Raw genomic sequence first — 17,801 nt, forward strand, 5'->3', positions numbered from 1 at the left:
AAAAATTAAACACTGGATTTCAAAATAGTATAAACCAATTCCTTCGTAGGTTTTTGATCTTTTAGTTTCAATCTGACCGTATCAAAAGTCACTTTAAAATCACAACCCAATTTATATTGACTGCAACCATAAGCCGTTTTTCCTTTTAGCATGGTTCCTTTCCGGCATTTCGGACAGGCTAATTCATCAGGTACGGCTTTCGTCAAAGTTTTCTTAGGTTCTAATTTGAGTTGGAAATTTTCGTCAAAGCGAAGTAAACCTTCCACAACACCAGCATCCGTTTTAAAATCTTTTAAGTTTACGGTAGAGCCTTTTTGAAGCAATCGCAAGTATTGATTCTCGGATATTTTTTTTTCTGCAAAAGTGTATGGCAATAAAAACGTGCAACCCGCTTTATAATTGGAACAGCCAAACGAAGATTTCCCTTTTATTAGTGTTCCTTTTTTACATTTCGGACAGGCTTCCGCCAAAATTCCGGCTGCTTTCTTTTTCTCGACTTTTGCCACTTCTTTTTGAACACTTCCTGCATGCGAAATATTGGCGCGTCTGGTTTCACTGCGGACTTCGTACACCAAAGTTTCGACCATGTTTTTCATGTTCTTAATAAATGAACCCGCGGTAAACGTTCCTTTTTCAATATCTTTCAGTTGCTTTTCCCAAGAACCGGTCAGTTCAGCCGACTTCACCAAATCATTTTGAATCGTATCAATCAGTTGAATTCCAGTTGGTGTTGGTAAAACCTGTTTTTTATTTCTTACAATGTATTGGCGTCTAAAAAGTGTTTCAATAATATTGGCTCGCGTTGACGGGCGGCCAATACCGTTTTCTTTCATCAATTCGCGTAAATCTTCATCATCCACTTGCTTTCCCGCGGTTTCCATGGCGCGCAATAAAGTCGCTTCGGTAAATTGATTCGGTGGTTTGGTTTCCTTTTCTAAAAACGAAGGTTGATGTGGCCCTTTTTCGCCTACAACAAAACTCGGCAAGATATCGGCTTCTTTTTCTTTGGCGTTTGGGTCTTCAAACACTACACGAAATCCCTTTTTCAAGATTTCTTTTCCGGTTGTTTTGAATAAAACATCGGCTGCTTTCCCAACTACAGTAGTATTAGCGACTAAACAATCGTCATAAAACACAGCAATAAATCGCTTGGTAATAATATCATACACTTGCTGCTGATTATATTGTAAGTTGGTTTGAATCCCCGTTGGAATAATCGCGTGGTGATCCGTTACTTTTTTATCATTGAAAACTTTGGGTGATTTTTTTATCTTTTTTTCTAAAAGCGGCTGCGTCAACGCAGCATAATTCGTCAAGTTTTTCAGGATCCCCGGCACTTTCGGGTAAATATCATTGGGTAAAAACGTGGTGTCAACTCTCGGGTAGGTGACTACTTTTTGTTCGTACAAAGTCTGTACAATTTTAAGCGTTTCGTCTGCCGTAAAGCCAAATTTCGTGTTGCAATATACCTGTAAACCTGTTAAATCGAATAGTTTTGGTGCAAACTCATTACCATTCTTTTTTTCGACAGAAACAATTTCGAACTCACTTTCCTTTACTTTATTGGAGAGCAATTCGCCATCTTCTTTCTTCAAGAAACGTCCTTCTTCATAGCTGAAAAGCGTTTCTCGATACAAGGTTTGTAATTCCCAATACGGTTGCGGTTTGAAGTTTTCAATTTCCTTAAAACGGTCCACGACCATTGCCAGCGTTGGGGTTTGCACCCTTCCAATAGACAATACTTGCTTATAGCCGCCATGTTTTACGGTGTATAAACGCGTGGCATTCATGCCGAGTAACCAGTCGCCAATGGCTCTGGAAAATCCGGCGTAATATAAATTATCGTAGTTGGCCGATGGTTTCAAGTTCTGGAATCCCTCTTTGATGGCTTCGGTGGTTAGGGATGAAATCCACAAGCGCTGTACCTCGCCTTTGTATTTGGCTTCGTTCATCACCCAGCGCTGAATGAGTTCTCCTTCTTGCCCGGCATCCCCGCAGTTTATTACTAATTCGGCTTTGTCGAACAAACTTTTTATGATTCTGAATTGCTTTTGAATCCCTGAATTCTCCACCACCTTCGTCTCGAATTTGTCGGGGAGCATGGGCAGGTTGTTGAGGTCCCAACTTTTCCAGTGTGGTTTGTAATCGTTCGGTTCTTTTAAGGTACATAAATGCCCAAAAGTGTACGTTACCTGATACCCATTACCTTCAAAATAGCCATCGTGCTTGGTATTGGCTCCCAAAACGGATGCGATTTCACGGGCTACACTTGGTTTCTCGGCAATACAGACCTTCATTTTTACTACTTATTTTGAGGGCGCAAATTAGGAATTTAGATGTTGCTATTATAAAGAAATCTGCAGGAGTTATGAACGGGTATAAATAGTGGAGGAAGCATTAGGAGGAATGAAGCACTGTTTATCGATGCTTTGTTCATACACTTTCCATACATTATCCATGCTTTATCCATACACTATCTATACACTATCTATACACTATCCATGCTTTATCTATACACTATCTATACACTATCTATACACTATCTATACACTATCTATACACTATCTATACAATATCTATACACTATTCATGCTTTATCCATACACTATCTATACACTATCTATACACTATTCATGCTTTATCTATACACTTTCTATACACTATCTATGCTTTATCAAACATTAAATAACTTTCGTAAAACAAAATAGTAACAACAAAAAAGTTGTACCAATACAAGATTGCGGAAGCCTTAAAAATAAACGAACATAAATTACATAAGTGTTTTTCACCTAAGTGTATTAAAAATAAGTGTTTCTCACTTGTTTTAAGTGTTTTTCACCCATGCCAAGGAATTTTTAATTTAAATTTGAATAATCATTTTTCACGGTCGCAGTGCACCAGAAGGGGGGTGCTAGTAGGATATGGTGCTCTAATAGAAGCCTATACTTTTTCAGTAGTTAATTTATTTAAGTCCTGTGAATCTGTACTAAATATTTGATGCATTTCATCCAAGAACTCAATTTCATCCAGAGGAAGTAACTGAGCCACGATTTCCTATACGCTCGCAACATTAATAGATGGATTTTTGATTGTCTCTGAAATTTCTGGTGCTTCTTGGTCTAATGCCAGAATGCATAATTTCAGCATGTTAGAAATAACATACCCAAGTTCGCAATAATTTAGCACTCTGATTTCAGCAGTGTACATATTCGTTTTATCTGTAACAGGCTTTAGTGTGTTGAAATACCGAGCGCTTAATTTTCTACTATTCTCCAGGTTTTTAATTTCATTTGTTTCCATAATTATTCTTTTTCAATAGTTCGTTTATTTAGGTCCTGTGAATCTGTACTAAACATTTGATGCATTTCATCTGTTTTTTCGATGATCTTGATTTTTAAATTGGTTAATTATATTAAATGACAATATATTAGTCTTGTTCAAAATTTAATAATCCGTCCTCAATAACCAAATTGTGTAATTCATATACCAGTTTTTCAACAATAACAACCATCTGATCCACCTCATTTTTTTTGAGCGTTGATAGCCTTTGATGAAGGGTTCTATGTTTATCCAAATACGGAAAGAAATCCGTCCAGAACTGTTCTGTCAGATAATTGTATTTTCGGATGTCGGGATCTGCGTAGATGCACAGTTCCCACAATGCCTGACTTGACAGATAATTTGGCAGGTAGTACGTTTTTATAAAAATGTAGGTCCTGCAAAAGGACAGAAAAAATAGTGAAAAAAGGAAATCTAAACCCTGATGGTTTTCATTCCCGTTACGGGCTATCGCAAAAAACTGCAAAGCACTATTCTTGGTAGACTTATAATAAAAATACAGATCAGCGTGGTACTGATTGTGAGGCAGCTCCCAATGCAGTTCCGGATGGTATTGACTGGATGAATATATCAGGTATTTGTCTTGTATAATGGTAGCAAAGAAACTCTGATACTGATAGAGGTTCTTTTGCATCCAGCTGCGGTTGTGGCTTATCAAAACAAAATCATATTTCCCACCTGTTTTGCTTTTCAGGGATTGGGTGACTGATTTTAACTTTTCATTACCCGCACCGATAGCTATAAGCATCAGATAATAGGTTGTTTTTTCACCATACGTAATTTGATGGTATAAGTAAATCTGTTCGACTTCAACCGACTTTACTATGGTTTCGATGGCAACGTCGAGAATTATATCTTTAGGTTTTTCATCCATCTGAGAAGGAAGTTCCTGCTTTTCAAATGATGCTTTTTTTATCCGTTTTTTTAACTCGGCAAACCGGTCTTCGATGAGGCGGTAGAGATTTTGTTCGGCAATTCCAACTGCCTTATACACTTCATCTTTATGTATTGGCTCATCGTCATTGACGGATGCTTCTTTTGCTTTTACAAACAGATCAATAAGATAATAGCTGCTGTGGCTGTTTTTTATAAAGTATTTTTGAATCTCGGGAATATAGGCTATCAGATTATTGATCCTTTCGGCTAAAGACAGCGAATTAAAGCTATTTACTAAATATAATTCTTCTAAATATTCCAAATCATATTCCATCCATCTTGCATAGGACGTAAAAACACTGTTGGAAGCACCTTCAGAAATAAGATTATGAACTTGTGACTTCTGAAGGTCGTGATCGTTATAAAAACGCTCTTCAAATGCATGAAACTTTTTCTTGTATTTCTTCCAATCCCTTGTAATGATGAGCGGATTTACAGCGGCTGCATTTTGATAGATAAGAGCCGAAGGCTGACAGTATAGTTCAATAAAGGGATGCCCCATAGAAAATCGATGATGCAGCCTTCCGGAATAAATGAAAATGACATTGATTTGATAACCATTTCTAGCTTTCGCCACCCATTTTGCCGACTGCAGCTGATCCGCATCAATCTTTTTTTCGAGATTAATGACAAGTTGTGAGTGTAAAGAAAGTTCCTGTTTGGTAAAAAACATTTGAATGACAGCATACTGATTGACCAATTGCCGAAGGATATTTTCTAAAAACTCGTTTTCGAGTTTTGGAAATGAAAGTTTTTCTAGAGTTTTCATAATACTGTGTTTTTGAAGATTAGATAAAGGATAATTTATTCCACTGAAGGTTCAACCTGTTCATTTTTCTTTATTCTCTCAACGCCTCTTTCTTTCATCAGTTCCGCTGCATCGAGCATTTTGATTAAATGAATATAAGGTGTCGCAAGGTCGGAGTCAGGATCTACATCATATGGAGACAATGAAAGCTCTGTGATTTCACTTAAGAAAAATTCAAACTGTTGAAGTGTTCTCTCTTCAAAGGCACTTTGAAGCGCCAAAAAAGGATTGTCGTATTCTTCTTTGGTCAGGGAAGAAAGATGAAATACCGTTTCGGAGCGGGAAGACTCTTTCACTTTCCATTTCTTGTCTTTCCCCTTCAGGCAGTAACAGACTTTGAGAAAAGAACATATAGCAGTATAAAAGACAAAAGCATTGCAAGGAGCATCCTGCTTGTAGACTTTTGTCTTATAACAGTGAAGTACTGCTTCACTTAAATTCTGTTTATAATAATCAAGATGTGCAAAGTCAAAAATGGCGTCAAATGCCTCAAATGGATTTCCTGTCACGAACCCTGCCCAAAACCTTGTTTCAAGGGATATTTTATTCTTTTTCATAATGAGAAGATTTAATATTGAAAAGCGAAGTTCCACTCTTTCAAAAGGATAATCTATTCGCTATACGGATATAATATCTGACAAAATGGATATTTTACAGGATATTTTTTTATCTTTGAAACTCAGACTTTTTAATCCAAATGGCTTTATCTTTGAGCCTTTAGAAAATTGACACTCATTATGGAACAAAAAATACATCAGGGAAGAAACGTAAAGCGTTTTAGAGAAATGCTTAACATAAAGCAGGAGGCATTAGCTTATGATCTGGGAGAAGACTGGAATCAAAAGAAAATTTCTATGCTGGAGCAAAAAGATGTAATTGAAGATAACCTGCTTAAACAAGTCTCAGCTGTATTAAAAATTCCTGTTGAAGCGTTTCAGAATTTTGATGAAGAGCAGGCTGTAAATATTATATCGAATACATTTTCAGATTTTAAAGATGGAGCCTCTGCAATTAATCTTCATCCAATATTTAACCCTATAAAAGAGGTTATAAAACTACACGAAGAGAAAATTGCATTATACGAGCGTATGTTGAAAGAGAAAGATGAAATGATGATAAGGCTTGAAAAATTAATCACTAAATAATTTATATAAGGATATAAACAAAAAAAGAGACTTGGAAGTCTCTTTTTTGTAATTAATTAAATTTAAGTTCGCTATTTAGTCAGCGCGCCTAATTTTTTTTATATTCAAAATCGCATGACATCAAATTCTTGACCTTTAATTTGTACTGACTCAACGTGTTTCACCTTAATAGAATCTAAATCAATTGACAAAGTTATTTTTCTCGTATCTGGATCGCTCTTTTTCCATTCTCCGTCAGGAAATTCAAAATACTCATTCTTTAAAATTTTATCTTTTATATTTTCATTCGGTACACATGTTGATACCGTGTAGTTAGGAACTATTCCTTCATCATTCCATTCTGTAAGGTCTGCAATAATATCTGTTCCATCAGGATATTCGAGTACAAATACTCTTGAAGCAGAATGAAAAAGAGTAACATTAAGCCCTCTGTGTGATTGGGCAGAAGGAAAAATAATACCGTCAAGTTCTAATTCTGACGATAAGAAATCAGCAACAACCTGAGTAGTCAAATATTCGGAATGTTCATCATCGGGCATTACTGGCCTAGTCATCCTTTGGCTTAAGTTTCTTAAAAACATGATCCTCGATAATCTATCTGCGTAAGTTTCGTCAAAAATACTCCCGATAACAAGTGTGGATGTAAGTGCACTCAAATCCAATACCTTCAAAGTTTTCATTAGTTCAAAACGTGCAAGAGCCACTTTGCAACCTACAGGTGGCCGAATTTCAGCTAATGCAGTGTTAGCATCAGTTGCTCCATAAAACACTGAAATTCCCCTGGAATTCATTCTTCCTGCGGTTGCAAATTCTGAAGGTGGCGGGCCAAGTTCCTTATCAGGAGACTGTAGTGCATTTTTAAGTTTAAAATCAGATTGAAAAGCTCTTGCTCTGTACAAATGCGTAACATCTTTTTCAGTTCCAATATTACGAACAACAGGCTTTCCTTCATGGGTGTGCAAAGATTCAATTTCTTCGAAAACCGACCTTAAAAGCTCTTCATTATTTTTATTAAAGAAGCGAGCACTAGTTTTGAGGATATGTTCAAAATTGCTCCACTGTTTTTGCCATTCTATATCTTCTGGACTTTTAATATCATAAAATGATTCATCATCAAATTTCGACATTTCTCCTATTTCTGCCGAAGAGCGGTCATAATATTTATCTTCCAATATTTCCTGAACATCTTTCGCAATTTCTTCTTCAATATTTGCCGAGTCCATAATAGCTTCAATTACTGGTGATCCATCAGGTTCCCAAAAATCTAAATTTTTTAATCTATAAATTGACCAGTCATCAGGTGGGTTTGGAGGTGATTGAATGTAATGCTGATCAAAAGCAATATCAATTTTATCAGCAAAATCTAAAAGTGAAAAACACTCCAGTTCATCATTGTCACAGTAAGAGCAGTTAATTACAAAACCATTGTTTTCAATTATGGATTTCAGATAATTTTCGCCCACACAATCATAGCAAATATATTTTTCGTCATTATTATTTGAGTTCATTAAAATGCTAATTTAAATTAGTAATAGATTATGAGGTATAATTATTAGCCAAATATCTGCCACAAAACACCCGCAATTGTCGCCACGCCTACCACCAAAGCCGTAATTATATTGGCCTTAGACCAATTGGATTCTTGTTGTTCAGTTCCGTTTTTTATTGTTTGTTTTTTAATTTTAGAATTTTGATTAATTATAAGATTACCACTATTGATAATAGTTTCTTTAGAACCTTTTTTTACATTCACACCTTGTTCTTTTAAAAATTCCATAAAATTGTTCCCTTCATTTTCAAACCATTTTAGAAATTCAGGTATGTTATCCTTGCCAGAATTGGGAACAGTTTGAAAATCTCCATCTTCAATTACGAAGTCACCATTTTCAATTTGTAAATCGAAATCATGAGATTCATTAAACCATTTCTTGAAATATTTTCTTACTGTTAGCTTATCTAAATTTATAAGTCCTTTTTCAATTATCATATCAAGAAAAAAATCAGCTTCGTCAGCTCTTTTTTCAAGACGTTGGTCATAATATTTATCCCATTCATTTTCATTGAACAATAGATTTTCTTTAATTTCTTTTTCTTCGTCAACAAGAAGAGTAGTTTCGTTTATAAGGGTCTTAATTAGGCTTTTTAAATCAAAAATTCCTTTTTTCCATGCTGATTTTGTATGCTCTCTATCAGTAGTGACTATTTTAAATCCACCTATTTTGGTATCAAAATCAATTTCATTCCAAGGTTGAATATAATCCTGTCTTCCTGAAAACTTGACATTAATAAAAGCAGCGACTTCTTTTAATATATCATCTAATTTTTGATAAGTATCTAAAAGTAATTCTTCATCAGTTCTTGTTAATTCATAACCAATTGGTGCTGCTCTCAAATGAAGGATGTCTGGCAAATCATTTGTGCGTTTTAATAGTTCACTAATTATATTTAAGTCTCTTTGTGTCATGGTTTTTTTAAATTTTGTAAAAAAACTCTATTTCAATTCTTCTAATCTTGATTTTTCAATATTTGAATAGTCTCCCCAAGTTCCTTCATTTATTGAATACAGATTCGAATTTAATAAATTTTGTGACTCATCTATAAGTACTTTTTTTACTTCATCAGAATTTATAGTATTAAAAAATGAATTGTCAGTAATACATATATTTTCGAATTGTTTTGTAATAGCTTTCCCGTAAGGATAATTAACAGTCTCTCTATCAATAGTTCCAAATACATATTGACCAATTACACCACACTTTTGTAATGATATTTTTCTAGGTAAAGATCCATCTATTGCTTGTGAAAAAAAATCGTCAATCGATAATATGTCATTATCAGGATTAATTATTGAACTTGCTCCAAGAAGAAAGGGAATTGTTAATCCGTTTTCAAAATAATTATTATCGTTAAAATGGCATAAAACTTTAAACCAAAAAGGGTAGTTCTTCATAAAATGTATTTTTAGTAGAATTCTTCATCTGTCCAGAAAAAACCAGCCAACTCAATTTTTCCATTAGCCAAATGCCCAAATTACTTATAGCGTGTGTTAGCAGCAGTACTTGCTTAGTTTTTCACATAAATATATACCTAATGGAATAAGTAACATTAGACAGTAAATTGGCCATATTGAGTCGGCTTTTAAACATTCTTTTATTGTATTCTCTCCTGCGTTGTAAGTTTTAGCATCCATAGAAAAGTCAATAAGATTCTCATCTTTAATTCTAACATCATCATATAGGCTTCTGTAACGTCTTTCCTGTAGTAGAAAAAAGGCATTTAGATACCAAAAAATTGGTACTGTAATATAGGTAAGGATTGCATAGGTTGTATTTGAATCTTTTTGAGCAAGTACAAAAAGAGCAGAAATAAGTGTAATAGTCCATCCCTTAATTATGAATGAATTTGTACTCATTCTCGTTATTGTATTTTGAATGAATTCTAAATGTTTTAGTTTGTTTTCTGACATTATAATAAAAATTTTGGATTAATCTTATGTTGGTTGTATAAATTATCTAAAGCATTTTCAGGCGAACTTGCTTGAGTATTTATCCATCTTTGTAAATCATAATTATTTAATTCTGTCAAATGTGAAAGTTCTAAATCATATTCTACGCTAAATCTAATTTGTTCACTTTCATTCATAATGACCAAATCTTTAGCAGAGAAAAGTCTTGTTTCTCGTTTTAATCTTTGTGGAGTTTGCTTGCGAATAATTTTTGATGTTGCAATTTCTGAGAAAATCCAAGGTGAATTTGTTCTTTGATTAATTTCTGTGGAAGTTGAAATTGAATTAGGTGAATTTAAAAAAAACAAGCACTCACTGCTATCCATCATTTTGTTTAATGCTGTTGAGAGCATTAAATGTACGTGAGCAGTTGAATAATTTCTTTTATCGTAATCATAAATTTCTCCGTTACTTTGAAGACAATATTTATTATCAATTTTTTTTAATAGTTCATTTGAATATCCCCAAACAGTTGAGTCAATGAAAGTTAAAATATTGAATTTATCATATAACATTCCTGCAATAATTATTGCTTTTTCTTCATCTTTGTGAGAGTGAGATAAAAATATATGAGATTTAAATTCTGGAAACCAATTTTCAATAATTTTATTTCCATCTAAAGAACCACTATCTAACAAATAAGAGTCAAGAGACTCTTTTACGCATTCATTGGTTATTTTTAAAATTCCTTTACCAATTGTTAATAATCTACTTTCATTAAGTTCATTTGGTATTTTTAGGTTAAATCCTCTATACATTTTTTATTTTTTATATGATTGTTATTTTTCTTTTTTTTGGTCGTATTGCTGCTAACGTCAGTCTGTGAAAAAACTAAAATCTGCCTCTTGAGAATCTCATATTTAAATTTTTTCTTTGGTAGCCTTCCGAATACTATCTAAATTTGAAGAGTTTTTTTCACAGCCTGACGTTCTCGCGCTACAAGCAGTTTGGGGTTAAATTAAACCCATTATTCGGATTTGCCAAATCTTCCAAATACAAAACCAATTTCAAATTAAGCCTAATACCCAAATTGCTTGTAGCGTGTGTTAGCTGTAGTTGTTTAATTTTAATCTGAAGTTTCTTCGTCATCATAGAATGAATTTGGAACACAATCCAAAATTTGTTCCAGTTCAGTGTCTTCAATTTTCTCTTTTAAATCTGTAAAATCTAATCGCTCCATTGCGGTCAAACAACAAGTTTCACACCGATTAAAAGCTATTGCATAGTACATACATAATAACATAAAAGTTGAATTCTCGAATAATATTGATTTTCCAAGCGGAACAAATTTTAAGGAAACAATTTCCGCTTCCACTTCAACACCATCAACAAAACAGCCATGAAGTTTTTTACTCACGGTATATTCAAAACCAAAATTACTTAAGTTATTAATAATATCTAAAATTTCTGTTCTTGTGAAATTTGTTACACGAGTTAGCAAAGACATTTTTTCATGAAAATCTTCCATTAAATTTGCAGAACAAGTGTTTAAAATTAATTTGGATAAAAATTGCCTTTCTTTTTCATTCATTAATTTTAAGTAACCGAATATAAAATTTGCGTGATCATATATTTCTTGCTCTGAAATATCATACAACGATTGAAATATTCGATTAATAAAAGTTAGTTTTTTGGGTAGAAAATTTTCAGGTTCTAACTTTCCAAGCTTTTGAAGTATTTTCCTTCCTAATTTTGCTGGCGTATTATCATTAGCTGAAACGTATCCAATTGTTTTTCTTATTCCTGGAATTTCAGTTAGATCAAATCGGACAGGTAGTATATATTCTTGATTTTCTGAAAATGCTCGTGCTTGGGCACTTTTCAACTCATGATTTGTCCAAAGTTTTCGAGCATAATGTTCCGAAATAAATATGATTGCATATTTAGCTTTGTTTTGATAAATATCGTCCAAATGTTGATATAAATCTTTACCCCAAAGATTAACGTCTTCATATACATCATAAAATACTTTTACTCCAGATTTTCTTAAATATTCAGCCGTTTTCTCTACATATTTTCTGTCTTCTCCAGCGAATGAAAGAACAACATCATATTCTAAATTTAAACATTTTTCCATACAGTTTCTTTACAATTACAGCTAACTAGTATATAGTCGCTATAAAGTAGCGACTATACGCCCAAAACTGGATAGATTGTCGCTATTTTATAACATTTTGTTATCTTCTCAAATATATAAATTAATACCGAAAATACTGATAAAAAACATTTTAGTTTTATCTCTTTTTCAAAAGTAATTCCTTTTTATTCAGGGATGTTACGGGAAACCGTAAACGCCATTTTTTGCAAAAAAACTACAACTTTTTAGGGTTGTAGTTTCTTGTGTTTTATTTTGTTTGTGGGTACGAGCAAGATGCTCGCACTACTAGGGGCTTCTCGATACAATTTTAAATAGTAAAGCTATCGCATTACTATTTAAAATCACTCGAAGTGACGGTTTAAACAACTTAATTTAATGATATTGTGCTCGCACTAGGGGTAAAATAGTAATGGGTAATTATTTTACAATAAACAGATTGCAAAATAATTACCCATTAAAATAAACAAACTTCAATTATCAAGAAGTCCAAATAGGTATCCTATTTTCTATTTCAAGGTACTACTATCCACTCTTGATGGTGTATCTTTTCCGTTAATGATGGTAGCAGAACTGATAGCAATGGCTTTAATGATTTGTGTCATGTTAACCATATCCAGCGTTTCTATTTCATCACTTACTTTGTGGTAATTCGGTTCACTATCCATTTTAGAAGTAGAAATCGTATGTGCAGGAACGCCCAGTTTGGCTAGAGTCGCATTATCTGAACGATAGAATAATTGTTGTTCCGGGTAAGGATCCGGATAAAATTTAAACGCTGATCCTTGTAAATTTTTCTGAAGTATTTCCCCCATACTAGATTTTTCAAAACCAGTGATGTAAGCCGAATTTTTACCCCATTTCGATTCCGTTCCAATCATTTCCAAGTTGAACATAGCCATTACTTGCGCCGGGTTTAATTGTTTCGAAAAATATTGCGCGCCGTAACCTCCAATTTCTTCTGCTACAAATGTGGTAAACAATATCGTACGCTCATTATTATTTAGTTTCTTGAAATACTTGGCCAGCATGATTACGGCTGTTGTTCCAGCGGCATCATCATTAGCGCCATTATAAATAGAATCGGTACCATCGTGACCGACTCCTTCTGCCGGGGAACCCACACCTAAATGGTCATAATGCCCTGAAAACACAACATATTCATTGGGTTTGCTTTTACCTTTCAATACGCCTACTACGTTATTCAATGCTTTTTTTGTAATTGTATTGGTGCCTTCTATTGAAAATTGAGTCGCTTCAGTAGTACCAAAAACAAACACCACCGTATTTCCTCCTGGATTAGCAGTCATTTGCGGAATGTGTTTCACATTTTGAATTCGGGCTTTAAAAGAAGCATCCACAAGAACCAAAAGGTTTTTTTCGCTCTGGTAATACTCGTAAAACTTCGGACCAAATTTATCTCCGGCATTTATTTTCACAACTTGAACATCGCTTTTTTCAGTCATATCAAGTTGAGGTTGGTAGGAAAAAGAAACCACATCCACTTTATCTATTGCTTTACCATCAATCAGCACCTTTAGGGAAACATTTTTAGACTCGGTCATGGAAAATTCCTGCTTGAAATCCTTCGCTCCGTTAAATGTTTGCAGTCCTATTTTCTTAAACTCAGATTCAATATAAGAGGAAGCCTTATCGATACCTGGAGTAAACGCTCTTCGGCCTTGCATATCATCAGCCGAAAGCACTTTCTCTATCTTGGTAACGTCTTTTGTATTGATAATTTTATTGATGTTCTGGGCCTGCAACATACAAGTTGAACAAAGTACAACTGCACTTAAAATAATTTTTTTCATAAATTATAGCTTTTAATAACAATAGGTTCTACCGTAAGAGTGTAGTATTGGAATTGTGTTACAGTAAAAATAATAAAAAGGTTTGGACTTATTTATAATTTGGAGCAAAACGAATGAGTTTTCAAGAACGAAACCTCCTGCTGTGCGCTGTATCTCTCCACTGCGTTACGAGGATGCCGCTACCATCAGGGCTAAAAAATAACGAACTTTTTTCATAATACCGTTTCCACAATCTGGTTATTGCAAGGAACGAAGCAATCTCATCCGGTTTATCTAATAATTTATTTGCCTCTTGTTGTGGGCATAGTTTGTTATATGTCGTTCTAACTTTAGCAAATTCTATTTCCCTTTGTTTATTGCTTATTGGGATGGCTACGAAGTCAGAGACTTCGCAGAGCAATCCCGATTATATTTTGTTGTTACGACTTATTCATACTTCGCAGAGCTGGATGTTAAGCTTCAGCTTAAAATCATTTTGATGTTTCTTTAGCCTGCTCGTCCCAATTACAATAATAATATATTTGCCTTTGTTTGTGTTCACGAGCGGGAGGCTTGCGCCAGCCTTTAGATTTGTTCAACACGAGTTTCCTTGCTCGTGCTGCGCACGCAACGAAACTCTTGCTGTTATTATTGGCAGTCCTTCATTTTTCGTTCAATTAATTGTTGCTTTTTTTCATCCCATTTAAAACAATGCTCTTTTATTAGCACCATTTTGTTCTTTACGACATTGTATTCAGCTGTTGTTACACTAGTTCCTGCACAACATTGATTGCGCTCATAAACTTTTTTGTTTTTGCTGTCAAACTCTAATGAAGTTCCACTAAACCCGCTTTCAAAGAAATTGTTTGTTTGTCTGTCGCATAGGAAATATAGACTAGAAGTATTTGGTCCTGCATAACTTTGCTCAAAGACGGAAAAATCTGCAATGCCGTCAAAGTTATAATCGTCAATAGTTATGTTGTCTAACCCCCAAAGTTGACATTCTAAGTTTATTTGCTGAATGAGTTTGTCTGTTTTTTTTTCAAATATTTTTAATCCTGTTACAGTTGCATAAAATATATCTTTTTCTTTACTAATAATTAATTTAAAGTATTTGTTCTTTAATGAAGTCGGTTGTAGTAATTCCCTATTTTTCCATTCAAGACTATCTCCATGATCTATATCAAAAGATTTGGTTAAAGTTATTTTAAGTTCTTTGTTTGAACTTATATCTTTCCAAACACCTTCAATATTATTGCTTTTAGGATTAAAGTCCTTAAAAATTAAAGTCGCACTATCTTTATTTGAGCCATTCTTTTCTGTTAGCTTTAATAATCCATTTTTGAGAGTTCCGTTTATTCTAATCGGGTCGTCAAATTTTGTGTAAACATAAAATGCTCTTGCATCTCCATCTGAATAAATGTCTGTTACAAATTCAATAGGATATTTGTCAATAAAACCGGCATAAGTTGTTTGTCCAGATAGGTTAATGTTAAAAAGTAAAATAGTCAATATTGTTAATGTCTGTTTCATTTTGCAGGTTCTTCTATAATAGTAGCTAACGTCAGTCTGTGAAAAAACTAAAATCCACCTCTTGAGATTCTTGTCGTATTTGAGATTTTTCTTTGCCAGCCCTCCGAATACTTTCTAAATTAGAAGTAGTTTTTTCACAGCCTCGCGTCTCGGCACTACAGCGGGTTTGGGACTAAATTAAGCCCTATTTTCGGATTTGCCAAATCATTTCAAATACAAAACCAACTTTCCATTAAGCCAAATGCCCAAATCAGTTGTAGTAGCTTTTGGCAATTGGCTTTACAATTTAATTGTTATATAGTATTCTGTTATTCTAAATAGTACAAAACAAATAAAAGCAATAGCTAATTTGATTATAAATTTATTTTTTGGTTGTTGAGATGTATTGAAATGGATTAAAGCCTTTATGCTTTGAATAACTTTATCTTTATTTAACCATAAAATTATTAGAATTAACACTTGGTATAATATAGCTGCTTTCAAAGCTCCAAGATGGACTTCGAAATATATGTCTTGTAAAATCACATTTACAAGTATAGTAGATGTAAACAAACAACCAATAATTCTAGTTCTTTTCATCAAAATTAATGTTCCTCCAATTATTTCAAAAAGTCCTAAAGTTATTGCATATGATTTGGAGTACCCATAAAAAGCCCACATCAATTCCATTCCAGTCAAGTCTGAAACAGTTTTGTTGATTTCAGAAGCTCCATCAAATTGTACTATTTTACCTCCACCATAAACAAAGAGTGCAAATACTACAATCCAACTAATTGCATTTTCAAAAATCTCTATTTTATCTTTTCTGTCGAATTTCATTCTTCGTGTTTTTCTTTTCACTTGTTGCTCACGCTGGCTGGGCGAATTAATTATTTTGCATTATTCCAGCCAGTTAAAAATTCTCCTAAAGCAAAATCAAGAAATATAACTATCACAATTATTGTTACAATAATCCCAATAATCCGTACTGTTTTTTTATTCATTTTAATAATTTATATTTTGATACTTTTTTTAAGCGGACCACTAAAGTTCCCGCGTTCTTCGGATGGTGGGGACTAAAGAAGCCTTATTTTTCGGGTATTCACTAATTTTTCAAGTACAAGCGCTCCGCGCGTGCCAATTGCAATTTATAATGTATTTGCTTTTGTTTGTGTTCACTAGCGGGACGCTTGTGCTAGTGGGGGAAATACCCGCGTTGCAAACGCTAAGATTGTGCTCTAAATTAAAACTAGCACTCGTTGCAAACGAGCGCCAGGGGGATATCCGAGCGATCAGGCAATTTTTTATTTGCTCATCGTTGTGGGCACAGTTTTCAAAACTACGCTAACGATTGTGGATGTCTAAGCGATCGGGACTTTTTTTTACTTGATTTCTTACTCAGGTTTTATTAAATTATCTTTTATTTTAGCATAAATGTCAAGACTTATAAACTTGCCATTTTTAATTTCACAGTCTTTCATTGTTCCTTCGTATTGAAAGTCAAGTTTGGCCATTGCGTTTTTACAATTCTTATTTTTCGACTCAACAAATCCTTCAATTCTGTTAAGTTCTAAATTGTCAAATCCATAATTGCAAATTAGTGGCATTGCTTCTTTCATAATTCCCTGTCCCCAAAAATTTGACATTAACCAAAAACCGATTTCTGCTTTTTTATGTTCTTTACTCAAATTATTTAATCCACCCGCTCCGTAAAATGTTCTGTTATCAGCCGAGCAAACAGCAAACCAAATTCCTGTATCGTTTTTTTCAAGGTCAGCAAAAAAAATCATTTGTTCTTTAGTTGCTTCCAATGTTTGAAAACTCACTCCATAATATTTAATAATTTCTGGATGTGAAAGTCCTTTAAAAACATTTTCAAGATCACTATCTGCAAATTGTCGCAGTAAAAGTCTTTCGGTTTTTATTGTTGGAAATTCTTTCTTCATAATTTTTGTTCATTTCTGATTATCAGTTTTCGTCGTTACAGCCTGACCGACGTTCTGGTACTATAGCGGATTTATATTTTAAAAACATCCATTCTTTGCATCCAGGGAATTTCTGATTCAACGAACGCAAGTTTTGTCTTGATGATTCGGTCACTTTTATCTCTGGGATTTTTAGTGACAAATCTCGCCTTGGATGTATTGAAATCCAACGTATATTTTTCATCAAAGTCTTCTTGTTTGTTCGAAGAGAAAGTAATCAGATTATCTTTCGCAGTCCATTTTCCTTTTCCGTATTTATTTACTTCAGGTGGAATTCCGTTTTTAATTTTAGAATAATAATGAAATACGAATGTTCCATCCTGATTTAAAGTTAATTTATAGTCTAAAATGTCATTTTCTGTCGTATTAAGTGTACGATTATAATCACCGGCAAATCCCTTAGATTGCCCGAATGTTGTAAAGCTGAACAATATAAGTAATGTGGTTAGTAGTAATTTCATTGGTTTGGTTTTTAATGGTTTAGTGTTTATTTGCTATTTTATGGTTTATTTGTTGGCGGTAGGCTTAATTCATTGCGAGGAATGAAGCAATCCCATCCAGTTTATCTGTTATTTATTTGCTCCTAGTTGTGGGCACAGAATGCAGAACTGAGCTAACGATTGTGGATAGTAGAGCGATTGGATTTTTAGTTTTATAAAAGTATTAAAATAAATGCATTGGAA

The 17,801-nt window shown here is 33.7% G+C and carries 16 protein-coding genes; 1 reads left to right on the forward strand and 15 read right to left on the reverse strand.

What is annotated here, in order from left to right:
- Positions 1 to 5: 5 nt before the first annotated feature.
- The 4 genes from BC952_RS06020 to BC952_RS06035 form a co-directional block, all read right to left on the reverse strand.
- A complete protein-coding gene (locus BC952_RS06020) occupies positions 6 to 2,297 on the reverse strand; it encodes a DNA topoisomerase 3 (RefSeq protein ID WP_121364663.1) in 2,292 nt (763 codons plus the stop codon).
- Positions 2,298 to 3,054: 757 nt separating this feature from the next.
- Positions 3,055 to 3,300, reverse strand: a complete 246-nt coding sequence (locus BC952_RS06025; protein ID WP_341866832.1) for a hypothetical protein — start codon at positions 3,298 to 3,300, stop codon at positions 3,055 to 3,057.
- A gap of 127 nt (positions 3,301 to 3,427) precedes the next feature.
- On the reverse strand, positions 3,428 to 5,044 hold the full coding sequence (locus BC952_RS06030; RefSeq protein WP_121364664.1) for a hypothetical protein: 1,617 nt from the start codon (positions 5,042 to 5,044) through the stop codon (positions 3,428 to 3,430).
- A 35-nt stretch (positions 5,045 to 5,079) separates the two neighbouring features.
- The gene (locus BC952_RS06035) at positions 5,080 to 5,640 is read right to left on the reverse strand and encodes a hypothetical protein (protein ID WP_121364665.1); all 561 of its coding nucleotides are present in this window, start codon (positions 5,638 to 5,640) and stop codon (positions 5,080 to 5,082) included.
- A 180-nt stretch (positions 5,641 to 5,820) separates the two neighbouring features.
- On the opposite strand from BC952_RS06035, the gene BC952_RS06040 reads away from it, so the two are divergent.
- Positions 5,821 to 6,228: a helix-turn-helix domain-containing protein gene (locus BC952_RS06040; protein WP_121364666.1), complete on the forward strand. Its 408-nt coding sequence runs from the start codon at positions 5,821 to 5,823 to the stop codon at positions 6,226 to 6,228.
- Between the two features lie 104 nt (positions 6,229 to 6,332).
- Here BC952_RS06040 and BC952_RS06045 read toward each other — a convergent pair whose 3' ends face one another.
- The 11 genes from BC952_RS06045 to BC952_RS06100 all read right to left on the reverse strand — a co-directional run bounded on the left by BC952_RS06045 (position 6,333) and on the right by BC952_RS06100 (position 17,579).
- On the reverse strand, positions 6,333 to 7,736 hold the full coding sequence (locus BC952_RS06045) for an RES family NAD+ phosphorylase (RefSeq protein ID WP_121364667.1): 1,404 nt from the start codon (positions 7,734 to 7,736) through the stop codon (positions 6,333 to 6,335).
- A 44-nt stretch (positions 7,737 to 7,780) separates the two neighbouring features.
- Positions 7,781 to 8,692, reverse strand: a complete 912-nt coding sequence (locus BC952_RS06050) for a hypothetical protein (RefSeq protein ID WP_121364668.1) — start codon at positions 8,690 to 8,692, stop codon at positions 7,781 to 7,783.
- A gap of 27 nt (positions 8,693 to 8,719) precedes the next feature.
- Positions 8,720 to 9,178: a hypothetical protein gene (locus BC952_RS06055; RefSeq protein ID WP_121364669.1), complete on the reverse strand. Its 459-nt coding sequence runs from the start codon at positions 9,176 to 9,178 to the stop codon at positions 8,720 to 8,722.
- Between the two features lie 96 nt (positions 9,179 to 9,274).
- On the reverse strand, positions 9,275 to 9,694 hold the full coding sequence (locus BC952_RS06060; RefSeq protein WP_121364670.1) for a hypothetical protein: 420 nt from the start codon (positions 9,692 to 9,694) through the stop codon (positions 9,275 to 9,277).
- The gene (locus BC952_RS06065) at positions 9,694 to 10,491 is read right to left on the reverse strand and encodes a hypothetical protein (protein ID WP_208639971.1); all 798 of its coding nucleotides are present in this window, start codon (positions 10,489 to 10,491) and stop codon (positions 9,694 to 9,696) included. The genes BC952_RS06060 and BC952_RS06065 overlap by 1 nt, the downstream gene beginning before the upstream one ends.
- A gap of 308 nt (positions 10,492 to 10,799) precedes the next feature.
- Positions 10,800 to 11,810 (reverse strand): toll/interleukin-1 receptor domain-containing protein, encoded by a 1,011-nt coding sequence (locus tag BC952_RS06070; protein WP_121364671.1) that lies wholly within the window; start codon positions 11,808 to 11,810, stop codon positions 10,800 to 10,802.
- Positions 11,811 to 12,337: 527 nt separating this feature from the next.
- On the reverse strand, positions 12,338 to 13,642 hold the full coding sequence (locus tag BC952_RS06075; RefSeq protein WP_121364672.1) for a M28 family metallopeptidase: 1,305 nt from the start codon (positions 13,640 to 13,642) through the stop codon (positions 12,338 to 12,340).
- A gap of 627 nt (positions 13,643 to 14,269) precedes the next feature.
- Positions 14,270 to 15,154, reverse strand: a complete 885-nt coding sequence (locus tag BC952_RS06080) for an XAC2610-related protein (protein ID WP_121364673.1) — start codon at positions 15,152 to 15,154, stop codon at positions 14,270 to 14,272.
- A 279-nt stretch (positions 15,155 to 15,433) separates the two neighbouring features.
- Complete coding sequence (locus BC952_RS06085; protein WP_121364972.1) at positions 15,434 to 15,973, reverse strand: hypothetical protein; 540 nt, start codon at positions 15,971 to 15,973, stop codon at positions 15,434 to 15,436.
- Between the two features lie 554 nt (positions 15,974 to 16,527).
- Positions 16,528 to 17,079: a GNAT family N-acetyltransferase gene (locus BC952_RS06095; RefSeq protein WP_121364675.1), complete on the reverse strand. Its 552-nt coding sequence runs from the start codon at positions 17,077 to 17,079 to the stop codon at positions 16,528 to 16,530.
- Between the two features lie 71 nt (positions 17,080 to 17,150).
- Positions 17,151 to 17,579 (reverse strand): hypothetical protein, encoded by a 429-nt coding sequence (locus tag BC952_RS06100; RefSeq protein WP_121364676.1) that lies wholly within the window; start codon positions 17,577 to 17,579, stop codon positions 17,151 to 17,153.
- Positions 17,580 to 17,801: the final 222 nt, after the last annotated feature.

Origin of the sequence: Flavobacterium limicola, from assembly GCF_003634755.1 — a bacterium.
Lineage (GTDB): Bacteria > Bacteroidota > Bacteroidia > Flavobacteriales > Flavobacteriaceae > Flavobacterium > Flavobacterium limicola.